The sequence below is a fragment of the Roseomonas sp. E05 genome, assembly GCF_030063475.1.
Taxonomy (GTDB): Bacteria; Pseudomonadota; Alphaproteobacteria; order Acetobacterales; family Acetobacteraceae; genus Pseudoroseomonas.
Window position 1 is genome coordinate 1 of the sequence record NZ_JASIRT010000027.1, and the last position, 15,040, is coordinate 15,040.

Annotated in this window: 8 protein-coding genes, 1 tRNA gene and 2 pseudogenes; 2 read left to right on the plus strand and 9 right to left on the minus strand. The window is 68.9% G+C overall.

Features of this window, described 5'->3' with window-relative positions; genetic code table 11:
* Positions 1-156: 156 nt before the first annotated feature.
* The 6 genes and pseudogenes from lon to QMO56_RS20415 all read right to left on the minus strand — a co-directional run bounded on the left by lon (position 157) and on the right by QMO56_RS20415 (position 6,960).
* Complete coding sequence (lon, locus tag QMO56_RS20390; RefSeq protein ID WP_283528824.1) at positions 157-2,574, minus strand: endopeptidase La; 2,418 nt, start codon at positions 2,572-2,574, stop codon at positions 157-159.
* A gap of 144 nt (positions 2,575-2,718) precedes the next feature.
* Complete coding sequence (clpX, locus tag QMO56_RS20395; protein WP_283528826.1) at positions 2,719-3,975, minus strand: ATP-dependent Clp protease ATP-binding subunit ClpX; 1,257 nt, start codon at positions 3,973-3,975, stop codon at positions 2,719-2,721.
* A gap of 166 nt (positions 3,976-4,141) precedes the next feature.
* On the minus strand, positions 4,142-4,783 hold the full coding sequence (gene clpP / locus QMO56_RS20400) for an ATP-dependent Clp endopeptidase proteolytic subunit ClpP (RefSeq protein WP_283528827.1): 642 nt from the start codon (positions 4,781-4,783) through the stop codon (positions 4,142-4,144).
* Positions 4,784-4,993: 210 nt separating this feature from the next.
* Positions 4,994-5,785: pseudogene (gene tig, locus QMO56_RS20405) on the minus strand (trigger factor); the annotation flags it as partial.
* Positions 5,786-6,460: 675 nt separating this feature from the next.
* A pseudogene (locus QMO56_RS20410) lies at positions 6,461-6,826 on the minus strand (trigger factor); the annotation flags it as partial.
* Positions 6,827-6,875: 49 nt separating this feature from the next.
* Positions 6,876-6,960 (minus strand) — tRNA-Leu (locus QMO56_RS20415).
* A gap of 134 nt (positions 6,961-7,094) precedes the next feature.
* Here QMO56_RS20415 and QMO56_RS20420 point away from each other — a divergent pair.
* Entirely contained in the window at positions 7,095-8,294 is a 1,200-nt protein-coding gene (locus tag QMO56_RS20420) for a pyridoxal phosphate-dependent aminotransferase (protein ID WP_283528829.1), read from the plus strand.
* 265 nt (positions 8,295-8,559) lie between these two features.
* Here QMO56_RS20420 and QMO56_RS20425 read toward each other — a convergent pair whose 3' ends face one another.
* Entirely contained in the window at positions 8,560-10,890 is a 2,331-nt protein-coding gene (locus QMO56_RS20425) for a 1-deoxy-D-xylulose-5-phosphate synthase N-terminal domain-containing protein (protein WP_283528932.1), read from the minus strand.
* Between the two features lie 290 nt (positions 10,891-11,180).
* Here QMO56_RS20425 and QMO56_RS20430 point away from each other — a divergent pair, with 290 nt between their 5' ends.
* Entirely contained in the window at positions 11,181-11,882 is a 702-nt protein-coding gene (locus tag QMO56_RS20430; protein ID WP_283528934.1) for an EAL domain-containing protein, read from the plus strand.
* Between the two features lie 24 nt (positions 11,883-11,906).
* Here QMO56_RS20430 and QMO56_RS20435 read toward each other — a convergent pair whose 3' ends face one another.
* Positions 11,907-13,304, minus strand: a complete 1,398-nt coding sequence (locus QMO56_RS20435; protein WP_283528831.1) for a malonyl-CoA decarboxylase — start codon at positions 13,302-13,304, stop codon at positions 11,907-11,909.
* A gap of 82 nt (positions 13,305-13,386) precedes the next feature.
* Positions 13,387-14,829, minus strand: coding sequence for an NAD(P)H-hydrate dehydratase (locus QMO56_RS20440; RefSeq protein WP_283528833.1), 1,443 nt, complete (start codon positions 14,827-14,829; stop codon positions 13,387-13,389).
* Positions 14,830-15,040 lie beyond the last annotated feature (211 nt).

Consider the following 15,040-nt stretch of genomic DNA (forward strand, 5'->3'; position numbering starts at 1 on the left):
GCTATGACTTGCGGGTCGCCATCGAGCGCCTGTGGGAGCGGCAGGCGGCGGCCGAATGAAGTAGCGGGGGCGGCATTACTGCCGCCCCCGCCATCAACACGTTAAGCTAGTGGCTGGGGCAAGCCCCCCGGCCCTGTTCTTCAGTCCCTCGGCCGCTCAGTGCGGCAGGCTGGCCGGTTGGGCCGCCTTGCCGTCGGCCGGCGCCGGCGTGGCCTCCTCCGGCTCGATCCAGTCGATCGCCTCCGGAGCGCGGACCAGCGCCTGGCTGATCACCTCGTCCACATGCGCGACGGGGATGATGGTCAGCCCCTTCTTCACGTTGTCCGGGATCTCAGCGAGATCCTTTTCATTGTCCTTGGGGATGAACACCGTGGTGATGCCGGCCCGCAGCGCCGCGAGCAGCTTCTCCTTCAGCCCGCCGATCGGCAGCACCCGCCCGCGCAACGTGATCTCGCCGGTCATGGCGACATCCTTGCGCACCGGAATACCGGTCAGCACCGAGACGATCGAGGTCGCCATGGCGATGCCGGCGGAAGGCCCGTCCTTCGGGGTCGCCCCCTCCGGCACGTGCACGTGGATGTCCCGCCGGTCATAGACGTTCGGCTTGATGCCGAAGCTGGTCGAGCGGCTGCGGACATAGGAGATGGCCGCGGAGACGCTCTCCTGCATCACATCGCCCAGCTTGCCGGTGGTCTGCACCTTGCCCTTGCCCGGCACCATGACCGACTCGATGGTCAGGATCTCGCCACCCACCTCGGTCCAGGCCAGGCCGGTGACCACGCCCACCATGTCCTCGGCCTCGGCCTCGCCATAGCGGAACTTCCGCACCCCGGCATACTTGTCGAGGTTCTTGCGGTTGATCGCGACCTTCTTCGCCTTCTTGGAGACGATCTCCTTCACCGCCTTGCGGGCCAGCCCGCCGATCTCACGCTCAAGGTTCCGGACACCGGCCTCGCGCGTGTAGTAGCGGATGAGGTCCAGCAGGGCCTCGTCGGAGACGCTCCACTCGCCTTCCTTGAGCCCGTTGGCCTCGGTGACCTTGGGCAGCAGGTGGCGCTTGGCGATCTGGACCTTCTCATCCTCGGTGTAGCCGGGGATGCGGATGATCTCCATGCGGTCCAGCAGCGGCTGCGGCATGCGCAGGCTGTTGGCCGTGGTGACGAACATCACGTCGGAAAGGTCGTAATCCACCTCCAGGTAGTGGTCGGCGAAGGTGGCGTTCTGCTCCGGGTCCAGCACCTCCAGCAGGGCCGAGGACGGGTCCCCGCGCCAGTCGGCGCCGAGCTTGTCGATCTCGTCCAGCAGGAAGAGCGGGTTGGAGGTCTTCGCCTTCTTCATGCCCTGGATGACCTTGCCAGGCATGGAGCCGATATAGGTCCGCCGGTGGCCGCGAACCTCCGCCTCGTCCCGCACGCCACCCAGCGACATGCGCACGAAGTTGCGGTTGGTGGCCCTGGCGATCGACTTGCCGAGCGAGGTCTTGCCAACACCCGGAGGGCCGACCAGACAGAGGATGGGACCCCGGATCTTCGGCGAGCGCGACTGCACCGCCAGATACTCCAGGATGCGCTCCTTGATCTTGTCCAGCCCGTAGTGGTCGGCGTCCAGCACCGCCTCGGCCTTGGCCAGGTCGTTGCGGACCTTCGACTTCTTCTTCCAGGGAATGGAGAGGATCCAGTCGAGGTAGTTGCGCACCACCGTCGCCTCGGCGCTCATGGGGGACATGGTGCGGAGCTTCTTCAGCTCGCCCAGAGCCTTGTCGCGCGCCTCGGGGGAGAGCTTGGTGGCCTTGATCTTGGCCTCCAGCTCGGCGGCCTCGTCCTTGCCGTCCTCGCCCTCGCCCAGTTCCTTCTGGATCGCCTTCAGCTGCTCGTTCAGGTAGTACTCGCGCTGGGTCTTCTCCATCTGCCGCTTGACGCGGTTCCGGATGCGCTTCTCCACCTGAAGGACGCCGATCTCGCTCTCCATGTGAGCAAAGACCCGCTCCAGCCGCTGCGCCACGCTGGCGATCTCGAGCAGCTCCTGCTTCTCGCTGATCTTCAGGTTCAGGTGGCTGGCGACCGTGTCCGCGAGCTTGGCCGCATCGTCGATCTGGTTGATCGAGACCAGCACCTCGGGCGCGATCTTCTTGTTGAGCTTGATGTACTGCTCGAACTGGGAGACCACGGTGCGGGCGAGCGCCTCCACCTCGGACGACTCGGCCTCGGCCTCATCGATCGCGGCGGTATAGGCCTCGAAATACTGCTCCGTCTCCTTGAAGCCGAGCACGCGGGCGCGCTTGCCGCCTTCAACCAGCACCTTGACGGTACCGTCCGGCAGCTTCAGCAGCTGCAGCACAGTCGAGACGGTGCCGACCTCGTACAGATCATCCGCGCCAGGATCGTCCTGGGATGCGTTGCGCTGGGCGACGAGCAGGATCTGCTTGTCCTCCCGCATCACCGCTTCCAGCGCACGGACGCTCTTCTCTCGCCCCACAAAAAGCGGAACGATCATATGTGGGAACACCACGATGTCCCGCAGCGGGAGCACGGGAAGCAGCTCGCCGCTCTTCAATTCGGGTTTTTTATCCGCCATTGGGGACCTCACTCAGGACAGCCGGCACGGCTCCGCCCAGTCTCGGCACGGAGCCACGCCACGGGGATCTCCCATGAAATGGGAACGGCACGGGCGCAGGGCAAGCCGCGTAGGCCAGCCCTGCTTTCCCGGCCGGGCTTGACCTCACGCGGAAGTCTGCTCCGCTGCCCGTTCACCATAGATGAACAGCGGGGCGGCACGGCCTTCGGCCACCTCCTTGTTCACCACAACCTCTTCGACATCCTCCAGCCCCGGCAGGTCGAACATGGTGCCGAGCAGGATGCCCTCCATGATCGAGCGCAGGCCACGGGCGCCGGTCTTGCGCTGGATGGCGCGGGTGGCGACCGAGCGCAGCGCGTCCTCGGTGAAGGTCAGCTTGGTGGCTTCCATCTCGAACAGGCGCTGGTACTGCTTGACCAGGGCGTTCTTCGGCTTGGTCAGGATTTCGACCAGCGTCTTCTCGTCCAGGTCGTCCAGCGTGGCCACGACCGGCAGGCGGCCGATGAACTCCGGGATCAGCCCGAACTTCAGCAGGTCCTCCGGCTCCACCTCGCGCAGGATCTGCCCGGTGCGGCGCTCGTCCGGCCCCCGGACCTCGGCGCCGTAGCCGATTCCCGAGCCCTTGCCGCGGCCGGCGATGATCTTCTCCAGCCCGGCGAAAGCGCCGCCGCAGATGAAGAGGATGTTCGAGGTGTCGACCTGCAGGAATTCCTGCTGCGGGTGCTTGCGCCCGCCCTGCGGCGGCACGGAGGCCACGGTGCCTTCCATGATCTTCAGCAGGGCCTGCTGGACACCCTCCCCGCTCACGTCGCGGGTGATCGAGGGGTTGTCCGACTTGCGGCTGATCTTGTCGACCTCGTCGATATAGACGATGCCGCGCTGCGCCCGCTCGACATTGTAGTCGGCCGCCTGCAGCAGCTTGAGGATGATGTTCTCCACATCCTCGCCGACATAGCCCGCCTCGGTCAGCGTGGTCGCATCCGCCATGGTGAAGGGAACGTCGAGGATGCGGGCCAGGGTCTGGGCCAGCAGCGTCTTGCCCGAGCCGGTGGGCCCGACCAGCATGATGTTCGACTTGGCGATCTCGACGTCGCCGGTCTTCCCGCCATGCGCCAGGCGCTTGTAATGATTGTGAACCGCGACCGAAAGCACACGCTTGGCGTGCTCCTGCCCGATCACGTAATCATCCAGCACCTTGCAGATCTCGCGCGGGGTCGGCACCCCGTCGCGGGACTTCACCAAGTGCGTCTTGTGCTCCTCACGGATGATGTCCATGCAGAGTTCGACACACTCGTCGCAGATGAAGACCGTCGGGCCGGCGATGAGTTTGCGGACCTCGTGCTGCGACTTGCCGCAGAACGAGCAATACAGGGTGTTCTTCGAGTCGCCGGACTTGCTCATGCGCGCTCCTGGACCCTCCGGGGATGGACCGTCGGATCTTGCGGGACTGTAGCCCCCCTGTCATCCAGGGGGAAGCGGAACGGGAGGCGGGCGGCCCGCGCCGGCCCTGCCATCCCTCTCAAGAGGTGCCTCCGGGAAGCGCCAGCTGCGGATTCCCGGTGGTCCATCACCCCTTCGACGCCTCGGCAGCCGTCAGCGGCCGCTCCTCGACCACCTGGTCGATCAGGCCGAACTCCTTGGCTTCCTCGGCGGACATGTAGCTGTCGCGCTCCAGCTTGCGCTCGATCTCCTCGATCGGCTGGCCGGTGTGCTTGACATAGATTTGGTTCAGGCGCTTGCGCAACGCCAGGATCTCGCGCGCCTGGATTTCGATGTCCGTCGCCTGGCCCTGGGCGCCGCCCGAGGGCTGGTGCACCATGATGCGGCTGTTCGGCAGGGCGAAGCGCTTGCCCTTGGCTCCGGCCGTCAGCAGCAGGCTACCCATGGAGGCCGCCATGCCAAGGCAGACGGTACTCACCGGGCTGCGGATGTACTGCATGGTATCGTACATCGCCAGGCCCGCCGAGACCACGCCACCCGGGCTGTTGATGTAGAAGGCGATATCCTTGTTCGGATTCTCGCTCTCCAGGAACAGCAGCTGAGCGCAGATCAGCGACGACATCTGGTCATAGACCGGACCCGTCAGGAAGATGATCCGCTCCTTCAGCAGGCGCGAATAGATATCGAAAGCCCGCTCGCCCCGCGCGGTCTGCTCAACCACCATGGGGACGAGGTTGTTATAGATCTCGACCGGATCGCGGTCCCGCATCTTGCATCCTCTCGCGGCGGCGGGGCCCGGGTGCCTCCGCGAGCCCCTGCCCGCTTCAGCCCGGCGCCAACCTGCCGCCGTCACCTTAGACTTCGAAGGTTAACATGGGGCAGACGCCACGCTGGCGAAAGAGGGGGGAACCCTTCACGCTTGCGGGCCGGGGCGGTATTTCCGCGCCCGGCCCGCCGCAACCCGCGAGGCGAGGTGCCCTCAGACCGAGGGTTCAGCCGAGAGCTCGGCCGCGGGGACCTCCTTCTCGGTCACCTTGGCCAGTTCCAGCATGAAATCCACAACCTTCTCCTCGAAGAGCGGCGCCCGAAGGTTTTCAATGGCCTGCGGATTCTTCTGGAAGAACTCCAGCACCTGCCGCTCCTGCCCGGGGTAGCGCTGCGCCTCGGTGCGCATCGCCCGGGAGAGCTCCTCGTTGCTCACCTGGATGTTGTTGCTGCGGCCGATCTCGGAGAGCAGCAGGCCCAGGCGGATTCGGCGCTCGGCGATGGCGCGGTAGTCGGCCTTCAGCGTCTCCTCGTCCTTGCCCTTGTCCTCCTCGTCCAGCCGGCCGGCCTTCATATCGGCCTCGACGCGCTGCCAGATCTGGGCGAACTCCATGTCCACCATGCTCTGCGGCACCTCGAAGGAGGCCTGCGCCGAAAGGGCGTCCAGCAGCTTGCGCTTCACGTTGAGGCGGGAGAGCTGGTCGTACTCGCCCTGCAGGGACTCGCCGATCCGCTTCTTCAGCTCGTCCAGGCTCTCCAGGCCGAGCTTCTTGGCGAAGTCGTCGTCCAGCGTCGCCTGGGCAGGCTTCTTCAGCGCCTTGGCGGTCAGCTCGAAGCGGGCGGGCTTGCCGGCCAGTTCGGCGGCGCCGTACTCGGCCGGGAAGGTCACGTCCACATGGCGGGTCTCGCCGATCTGGACGCCCTCCAGCCCCTCGGCAAAGCCGGGGATGAAGCCGCTGCCGCCGATCTCCACCGGCATATCCGTGCCGGAGCCGCCCGGGAAGGGCTCGGAAAGGCCGCCCGCCTCGCCCCCGCGGGTCAGGCTCACACCCTCCAGCCGCAGAACCAGGTCGAACTCGGTCGGGCCAGTGACCATAATGCGCAGCACCGGGAAGACCGATGCCGTGCTCTCGTGGCTCAGCGTGGCCGTGAACGCGATCGGGCGCGTCTCGCCATCCGGCGTGGCCAGGTTGGCCTGGTTATGCTTCAGCCAGGCCTTTTCCGCGTTGCGCTCGGAGAGATCGACGATCGCCGTGACATTGGCCGGCCACTCCCCGGAGACCAGGCGATACCCGCCCTTCAGCGTCAGGGTATCGCCCGCCTTGGTCGCCAGGACGCCCGGCTGCACGAAACCGAGCGTGACCTGCCCGGCGCCCTTGAAGCTGCCCGTCACCGAGACGTCGTACCAGGCTTGGTCACCCTCACCGCCCTTGGCGACGACCTTCACCGCCGGCTGTGCCTCGATCTCGCCAAAGGCGCCGCCGAAGAAGCCGTTCTCCGGCAGGAGGTTCGCTCCCCCCTCCACCAGCCGCCCGACGAAATCCGTGACCACCACGTCGCCCTTCGCGGCGGGGCGCGCCTCGGCGACGTCCTCCAGCTCGCGGTTGCGGGCGGCGATGCCCTCAAGCGCCTTGGTGACTTCCTCGTCGCCCACCTTCGCCACCGGCTTCTCCAGCTCGATGGTGGAGAAGTCGGGCAGCGGGATCTCGGGGAGCTGCTCCAGCTCGATCTTGAACTCGAGGTCGGCGCCCTCGGCGAAGTTCACCAGCTCCACCTTGGGCTGCATCGCCGGACGCAGGCCGCGCTCGTCCACCACGTTCTTGGTGGCGGACTGCACCTGCTCCTCCAGCACCTCGCCCATGATGGCGGAACCGTAGCGCTGCTTCACCACGCCCATCGGCACCTTGCCGGGGCGGAAACCAGGCAGGCGGACCTCCTTGGCGAGCGACGTCAGGCGCTGATCGCGCGCCGCGGCGATATCCGCCGCCGGAACCACCACGGTAAAGGCCCGCTTCAGCCCCTCGGCTGCCAGCTCGGTCACCTGCATCGCCACACAATGCTCCTGAAGAAGATCGATATTCCGCCGGCAGTCCCGATGGTGCGGGCGGAGGGACTTGAACCCCCACGGCTTGCGCCACTGGAACCTAAATCCAGCGTGTCTGCCAATTCCACCACGCCCGCATGCGAGGCACGGCGCTCCTTAAGCCGGCGCGTTTAGCGCAGCGGGCGCCGCTTTGAAAGGGTGGCTGCGCGGGCACCCGGCTTGCGCGCCTCCTGCAGCGGCGGCACACAGGCCCCTCGCCCCGGAGACCCGCATGAACGCCACCCTCGGCACCTTGCCTGCAACCACCCCCTTCGAGGACCTGCCCGAGCGGATCCGCAGTCTGCCGCAGAACCAGATCGCCGAGATCGCCTATCTCGGCCTGGAGGACCCGGAGGTCATCAAGCTCTGGGTCGGCGAGGGCGACCTGCCCACCCCTGCCTTCGTCACCGAGGCGGCGGCCGAGGCCATGCGGGCCGGCCACACCCGCTACACCTACTCGCTCGGTCTGCCCCGGCTGCGCCAGGCCCTCTCCGACTACCATCGCCGCCACTGGGGCGTGGACGTGCCGCCGGAGCGCTTCACCATCACCGTCGGCGGCATGAACGCCATCATGCAGGCGATGCAGGCGGTGCTCAGCCCCGGCGACGAGGTGATCTTCCCCACCCCGCACTGGCCGAACCTGGCCGAGGCCGCCAAGGTGCTGGGCGGCGCCCCGGTCCCGGTCGCGCTGCGCCAGGATGCCGCCGGCGCCTTTCGGCTGGAGCTGGCCGACATCGAGGCCGCGATCACCCCGCGCACCCGGATGATCGCCATCAACTCGCCCGCCAACCCGACGGGCTGGGTGATGCCGAAGGCGGAGATGCTGGCGCTGCGCGACCTCGCCCGCGCGCGCGGCCTCTGGATTCTCTCCGACGAGGTCTACAACCACTTCACCTACGGCAATGCCATCGCCCCTTCCTTCCTGGAGATCTGTGGCGCCACGGATAAGCTGCTGGTCACCAACACTTTCTCCAAGAACTGGGCGATGACCGGCTGGCGGGCCGGCTGGCTGGTCTTTCCGGAGGGGCTGGCGCCGGTCTTCGACAACCTGAGCCAGTACAACACCACCAGCATCCCGACCTTCCTGCAGCACGCCTGCATCGCGGCGCTGGAGCAGGGCGACGATTTCATCCGCACCATGGTGGCGCGCTGCCGGGAGAGCCGGCGGATCTTCACGGAGGGCTTCGCGGCGCTCCCCGGCATCACCGTGCAGCCGCCGGAGGGCAGCTTCTATCTGATGCTCTCGGTGGCCGGCGAGACCGATTCCCGCGCGCTCGCCATCCGCCTGCTGCGCGAGGCGAAGGTCGGGCTGGCCCCCGGCACCGCCTTCGGCCCCGCCGGCCAGGGCAAGATGCGGCTCTGCTTCGCCGTCAACCCGGCTCTGGCCGAGGAGGCGATGCGCCGCCTCACCGTCTTCTTCCGCAAGGGATAAGGACGCCAGGCCGGCACGCGAGCCTCAAGGCCAAGGCCATGCTGGCGCGCGACAGCCATGCGCATCTCCGCCTGTTGCTGCTGCGCCGCCCGCGCAAGGCAGCCGGCGCGCTTCGCGCCCTGCTGCGGGAGCACACCGGAGCTATGGGTTGAACGGCTGGGCTAGAGCATTTTCCGTTCGCTCTGGCTCACGGAAAACGCTCCAGCCGTCTGTTTTGACGAGCATCTTCACCCGTTCCGATGATGCCATTGGAACGGGATCTGCTCTAGCCTTTTAGCAACGCCTGGGCGCAGGCATCGAGAATGGCGTCCGTGTCCAGCCCGTACTCACGGTACAGGGACGGGATATCACCGGACTGCCCGAAGCGGTCCACCCCGAGCGGCACCACCCGCTGCCCGCGCACGGCGCCGAGCCAGCTATGCGCCGCCGGGTGCCCGTCCAGCACGGAGACGATCGCCGCGCCGGTCGCCAGGGGCGCCAGCAGCCGCTCCACGGGCGAGAGCGCCGCGCCCGGCCCCTGCCGCGCCGCGTGGCGCGCCTTCAGCCAGCCGTCATGCAGCCGGTCGGGCGAGGTGATGGCCAGCAGCCCGGCGCCCGGTTCCTCCTCGCGCAGCGCCTCGAAGGCGGCCCAGGCCTCCGGCGCCACCGGCCCCTGATAGGCGATGGCGATCCGGGCGCCCTCGTCGGGAGGCACCGCCCAGTAGCCGCCCTCGATCACCGCCGCCGGATCGAGGCTGCGCGCCGGCTGCGGCACGCCGCGGGTGGAGAGCCGCAGCCAGACCGCCGAGCCATCGGGCTGCTGCATGTGGTGAAAGGCGTGGCGCAGCAGGATGGCCAGTTCGTCGGCATGGGCGGGCTCGTAGGCGACGAGCCGGTCCTGCGCCATGCCGATCAGCGGCGTGTTGACGCTCTGGTGCTGGCCGCCCTCCGGCGCCAGGCTCAGCCCCGAGGGGGTGGAGACCAGCAGGAAGCGCGCATCCTGGTAGCAGGCATAGATCAGCGCATCGAGGCCGCGGTTGACGAAGGGATCATAGACCGTGCCGACCGGCAGCAGCCGCGCGCCGTGCATCCGGTCGGCCAGGCCCAGCGCGCCGAGCACGAGGAACAGGTTCTGCTCGGCGATACCCAGCTCGATATGCTGCCCCTTGGGCGACATGCCCCAGCGTTGCGCCGAGGCGACCTTGGCATCGCGGAACACGTCGTTCTTCAGGTGCCGGTCGAAGATGCCGCGCCGGTTCACCCAGGGGCCGAGATTGGTGGAGACCGTCACATCCGGGCTGGTGGTGACGACGCGCTCGGCCAGCGGCGCCATCTCCCGCCCACCGCGCCCGATCTCGGCCATCAGCTCGCCGAAGGCGGCCTGGGTGGAGAGCGTCCGGTTCGGCGGCAGGCGCACCGCCGGCAACCGCTCCGGCACCGGCACATAGGGCGCCGCCAGACTGCGGCCTTCCGGCGTCAGCGGCTTGGCGAAGGGCACCTGCGCCAGGAAGGCGCGCAGCTCGGCCTCGGGAACCTCCAGCCCTTCGAAGAGGTCCCACTCATGGCCGGGGCGGATGCGCATCTCCTCGCGGAAGGCCTGCATCTGCTCCTTGGTCATCAGCCCGGCATGGTTGTCCTTGTGCCCGGCGAAGGGCAGGCCCATGCCCTTCACGGTATAGGCGATGAAGCAGGTCGGCTGGTCCCCCGCCGCCTCCTGGGCGCGGAAGGCCTCGGTCAGCGTCTCGACGTCGTGCCCGCCGAGATTGGTCATCAGCGCGCCGAGTTCCTCGTCGGTCAGCGGGTCGATGATGGCGCGGATGCCGGGAATGCGGCCCAATTCCGCCAGCAGCGCGCTGCGCCAGGCGGCGCCACCCTGGAAGGTCAGCGCGGCGTAGAGGCTGTTCGGGCAGTCGTCGATCCAGCGCCGCAGGTGCTCGCCCTCCGGCCGGGCGAAGGCGGCCTCCAGCTTGCGGCCGTATTTCAGGGTGACGACGTTCCAGCCCATGTCGCGGAACAGCCCCTCGATACGGCCGAAGAGCCGGTCCGGCACCACGGAATCGAGGCTCTGGCGGTTGTAGTCCACCACCCACCAGACGTCGCGGATGTCGTGCTTCCAGCCCTCCAGCAGGGCCTCGTAGATGTTCCCCTCGTCCAGTTCGGCATCGCCGACGATGGCGACGTGGCGGCCATGCGGCAGCTCCGGGCGCCCGAGCTCGTGCAGCCGCACATAGTCCTGCACCAGCGCGGCGAAGCTGGTCATCGCCACGCCGAGCCCGACCGAGCCGGTGGAGAAGTCCACTTCCGGCCCGTCCTTCACGCGGCTCGGATAGGGCTGGATGCCTCCGAAGGCGCGCAGGGTGGAGAGCTTCTCGCGCTCCTGCCGCCCCAGCAGGTAGTTCACCGCGTGGAAGACCGGCCCGGCATGCGGCTTCACCGCCACCCTGTCCTGCGGCCGCAGGATGTCGAAATAGAGTGCCGTCATGATGGCCGCGACCGAGGCGGAAGAGGCCTGATGCCCGCCCACCTTCAGCCCGTCCCGGTTCGGGCGGATGTGGTTGGCGTGATGGATGGTCCAGGCGGAGAGCCAGAGAAGCTTTCGCTCCAGCGCCCGCAGCATCCGCAGCCGGTGGACCGGGTCGTCGGCGGCGCGCAGGGCGCGCGGATCGGGCGTGGCGTTCATCGGCTTTCCCTCGTTATCCGCCAGTCTTGGACGGTCTTAGCCTATGGGCGATGGGCTGGTGGACCAAGGCTCCCGTCGTTTACCTGTCATTATCGTGTGTCGCGCAGACTGCGACCGCCGCTAACCGGAGAGTTGCCGCCGTGGGACGCCTGGACGCCGAGCCGACCGACCATCGCCGGGCCTGTGCCGGCTGCCGCGAAGGCTCCGCCACCCTTCCGCCACTCTCGATGGCCTTCCAGCCGATCCTGCGCTGCGCGCCGGAGGGCGGCACCACGCTCTACGCCTACGAGGCGCTGGTGCGCGGCCCGAACGGCGAGGGCGCCGGCAGCGTGCTTGCCCAGGTGAACGAGCAGAACCGGTACCTCTTCGATCAGACCTGCCGCGTCCGCGCCATCGAGATGGCCACCGCGCTGGGTCTGGGCGCGACGGCGGCGGCGCTCTCCATCAACTTCATGCCCAACGCGGTCTACGAGCCACGCGCCTGCATCCGCGCCAGCCTGGCGGCGGCGCAGAAGGCCGGCCTGCCGCGCGAGCGGCTGGTCTTCGAGTTCACCGAGAACGAGGCGATACAGGACCCTGGGCACCTGCTCCGCATCCTGGCCTGCTACCGCGAGATCGGCTTCCGCACCGCCATCGACGACTTCGGCGCCGGCCATTCCGGCCTGAACCTGCTGGCCGATTTCCAGCCGGACACGGTGAAGCTCGATATGGCCCTTGTCCGCGGCCTGGACCGGGACCGGGTCCGGCGGATCATCCTGCGCCATGCCGTCGCGCTCTGCACGGAACTGGGCATCGCCGTGGTGGCGGAGGGCGTGGAGACGCGGGACGAGTTCCAGGCGCTGCGTGACCTCGGCATCACGCTGTTCCAGGGCTACCTGATCGGCCGGCCGGGCTTCGAGCAGCTTCCGGCCGCCCGGCTTCAGGTCTGACGAGTCCCGCTCCGGCGCCCCGCCTCAGAGCACGCTGCGCGCCAGCTTGCGCAGCGCCGGCGCGGCGGGACGGTTGCCCTCGCCGACATAGGTCTCGTGGTAGCTCTCGATCCGCGCGGGGTCGTAGAGGTAGTTCACCATGAAGCCGAGGCTCTCGCGGATGCCCTTGTCCGAGATGTCGCCGCGCCAGCAGATCCGCTCCACCCGCGCGCCGTTGGACAGGTGGAAGTTCCCGACCGGGTCCAGCGCCCGGCGGCCGCGCTTGCCGGTCTCGACCAGCAGGTAGCGGGCACAGAGCCGCGTCAGCACCGGCTCGGCCTTGCCGCACCACGGTTCCGAGAGCGGCCGGCGGCTGGCCAGCAAGGCGCGCAGCGCGGCATGGCCGTCGGACAGGCCGGAGGCCTCAGTGAGCAGCTTGCCCTCTTCCTCCGACAGCAGGTTGGGCTGCGGCTCGATAAGCTGCTCCTCCAGCCAGCGGCGGAAGCCGGGAATCGGCGAGAGGGTGGAGAAGGCCTTGAGGTTGGAGAATTCCTCTGACAGCAGCGTCACCACGCGCTTGATCAGGAAGTTGCCGAAGGAGATGCCATCCAGCCCGCGCTGGCAGTTGTTGATGGAATAGAAGATGGCCGTGTCGGCCTCGCGCGGGTCCTGCACCGGCGCCTTCTCGTCCAGCAGCTTCTGCACCGAGGCGGAAAGGCCCTTCACCAGCGCCACCTCGACGAAGATCAGCGGCTCCTCCGGCATGCGCGGATGGAAGAAAGCGTAGCAGCGGCGATCGGAATCGAGGCGGTTCTTCAGATCGCGCCAGGTGCGGATGCGGTGCACCGCCTCATAGCCCACCAGCTTCTCCAGCAGCGCGGCCGGCGATTGCCAGTCGATCCGCCGCAGCTCCAGGAAGCCAAGGTCGAACCAGTTGGCCAGCAGGCCGCGCAGATCGGCCTCCAGCGCCAGCAGCATGGGATCGCGCCCCATGGTACGCATGAGGTCGGCGCGCAGGTTGACCAGGAACTTCACCCCGTCGGGGATGGTGGAGAACTGCGTCAGCAGCCGCAGCCGGGGCGGCTCCAGCATGCGGCGCAACCGTGCCTTCGCGGCGGCGCGCGCGGCGACGTCAGGCGCGCTGCTGACTTCGCGCATGGCCGCCTCAACCGCCGCCGGGTCCGAGTCGAAGCTGGCCAGGGCCTTGAAGAAGGCCATGCGCCCGGCGTCGTCGAGCTGGGTATAGGATTGCGCCAGGCTGGCCGCGCGATTGCGGACCGAGATCTCGCCGCCCCGCGACTCCAGGCAGGCCCGCATCCGTGCTTCCCAGGACGCATCCTCGGCCGGGCCTGTCACCGAGGAGGCCATGTCGCGCCACAGCAGCGCGACGCGCTTCAGCGCCCGGTCGAACAATCCGGCTTCCGCTACGGCGACGTCTGACATGGTGCCTCCTTCAGCCTGCCCGGCGCGGACCGGGACTGAAACTCCGCGAAACATATGGTGAGAAGATTGCCCCAGCCCAGGGTCACGAGGGAAGCGCCGAGGCGAGACTTGCGCCGATTTCTGCCATGAACTCTTCGGGCAGCAGCGGCGCGCCGGCGGGGCGTCCGCCGAGCGCCCGGCGCGCCGCCGCGCCATGCAGCCAGACACCGGCGCATGCCGCCTCGAAGGGCGCCATGCCCTGTGCCAATAGCCCGGCCACCACCCCGGCCAGCACATCGCCGCTGCCCGCCGTTGCCATGGCCGGCGGCGCATTGTCGTTGATCGCGACACGGCCATCCGGCGCTGCGATGATGGTGTCGGAACCTTTCAGAACGGTGACAGCCGAGAGGCGCGCCGCCGCCTCGCGCACCGCCGCCAGACGGTCCTCGCCGGGCGCCCCGAAGACGCGGGCGAACTCGCCGGCATGGGGCGTAAGCACGCTGACGCCGCGCAGTGCCTCGGGCGTTCCACTGACCGCCGTCAGCGCGCCGCCATCCGCCACCACCTGACGCCCGGCTTCCACCACGCGGCGCAGCAGGTCTCGCGTCGCCGGCGCCGCCGGCAGGCCGGGGCCGAGTACCCAGACGTTGCGCCGCGCGTCGCCAAGCAGCGCGATGGGCGACTCCTCCGCCACCATCAGGCCGGGCTCGCCGGCGCGCAGAAGCATGGCGGTTGCGCGATCCGGCGCGGCGAGGCTGACCAGCCCCGCCCCCGCGCGCCGCGCCGCGCCGGCGGCGAGCCGCGCCGCCCCGGTCAGCGCCGCGCCGGCGGGCACGGTGACGTGGCCGAGGCTGAACTTGTGGCTCTCCGGCTTCCGCTCCGGCAGGCGCCACAGGCCGGGCCCGTTGTGGAAGGCGCGCGGTGCGATCTCGGGCAGCACCGAGTCGGGCAGGCCGATCTGCGCCAGTTCCAGCGTCCCGCAAAGGTCGCGCCCCGGCAGCAGCAGGTGCCCGGGCTTGCGGCGGAAGAAGGTGACGGTCAAGGCGGCCTGCGGCGCGAAGCCGAGCGGCTGGCCGGTGGCGCCGTCCAGGCCGGAGGGCACGTCCACGGCCACCAGTGGCGCGCGCACCGCCTGCAGCACCTGAACCACCGGCGGCTCCAGCGGCCGCGCCAGCCCGGCGCCGAACAGCGCGTCGATCACCAGCCCGGCGCGTGCCGCCTCCTGCGCATTGAAGGGCACCATCGGGCCGCGCCAGCGCGCCGCGGCTCCGGCGGCATCGCTCCCCGCACGTGGCGGAGCGAGCGCGGCGACCGCCACCGGCCAGCCGGCCTGCTCCAGCAGCCGCGCGGCGACATAGCCATCGCCGCCATTGTTGCCAGGCCCCGCCAGCACCAGCGTGCGGCAGGGACGGAAGCGCGCGCGGATGGCGCGCGCCACGGCCGCGCCCGCCGCCTGCATCAGCGTGGGGCCGGCGATGCCGGCGGCCATGGCCGCGCGGTCGGCGCGGCCCATTTCGTCCGGCGTGAGGAGTTCGAGAGATGTCATGAAGGGAGGCTAGAGCGGCTCGGGCACCCCCGGAAACATGCCAGAGGGCCAGCCGTTGCACACCATTCCTCTGGCAGCACGGGCTGTCTCCCTGCCTGTCCCCTGGGCGCCCTGCACATCCTGCGGGCAGCGGAGACGGCCCGGCGCCCGTGGAGCGCGGTCGCGCCGCGTGGTTGCGCTTGCTTTCTCCCCTGCCCGCTTGGCACTTGAA

Bases quoted from the DNA above. Each gene is read 5' to 3' on its own strand.
- lon (WP_283528824.1), bottom strand. From the start codon at position 2,574: ATGGCGGATAAAAAACCCGAATTGAAGAGCGGCGAGCTGCTTCCCGTG.
- clpX (WP_283528826.1), bottom strand. From the start codon at position 3,975: ATGAGCAAGTCCGGCGACTCGAAGAACACCCTGTATTGCTCGTTCTGC.
- clpP (WP_283528827.1), bottom strand. From the start codon at position 4,783: ATGCGGGACCGCGATCCGGTCGAGATCTATAACAACCTCGTCCCCATG.
- QMO56_RS20420 (WP_283528829.1), top strand. From the start codon at position 7,095: ATGAACGCCACCCTCGGCACCTTGCCTGCAACCACCCCCTTCGAGGAC.
- QMO56_RS20425 (WP_283528932.1), bottom strand. From the start codon at position 10,890: ATGCTGCGGGCGCTGGAGCGAAAGCTTCTCTGGCTCTCCGCCTGGACC.
- QMO56_RS20430 (WP_283528934.1), top strand. From the start codon at position 11,181: ATGGCCTTCCAGCCGATCCTGCGCTGCGCGCCGGAGGGCGGCACCACG.
- QMO56_RS20435 (WP_283528831.1), bottom strand. From the start codon at position 13,304: ATGTCAGACGTCGCCGTAGCGGAAGCCGGATTGTTCGACCGGGCGCTG.
- QMO56_RS20440 (WP_283528833.1), bottom strand. From the start codon at position 14,829: ATGACATCTCTCGAACTCCTCACGCCGGACGAAATGGGCCGCGCCGAC.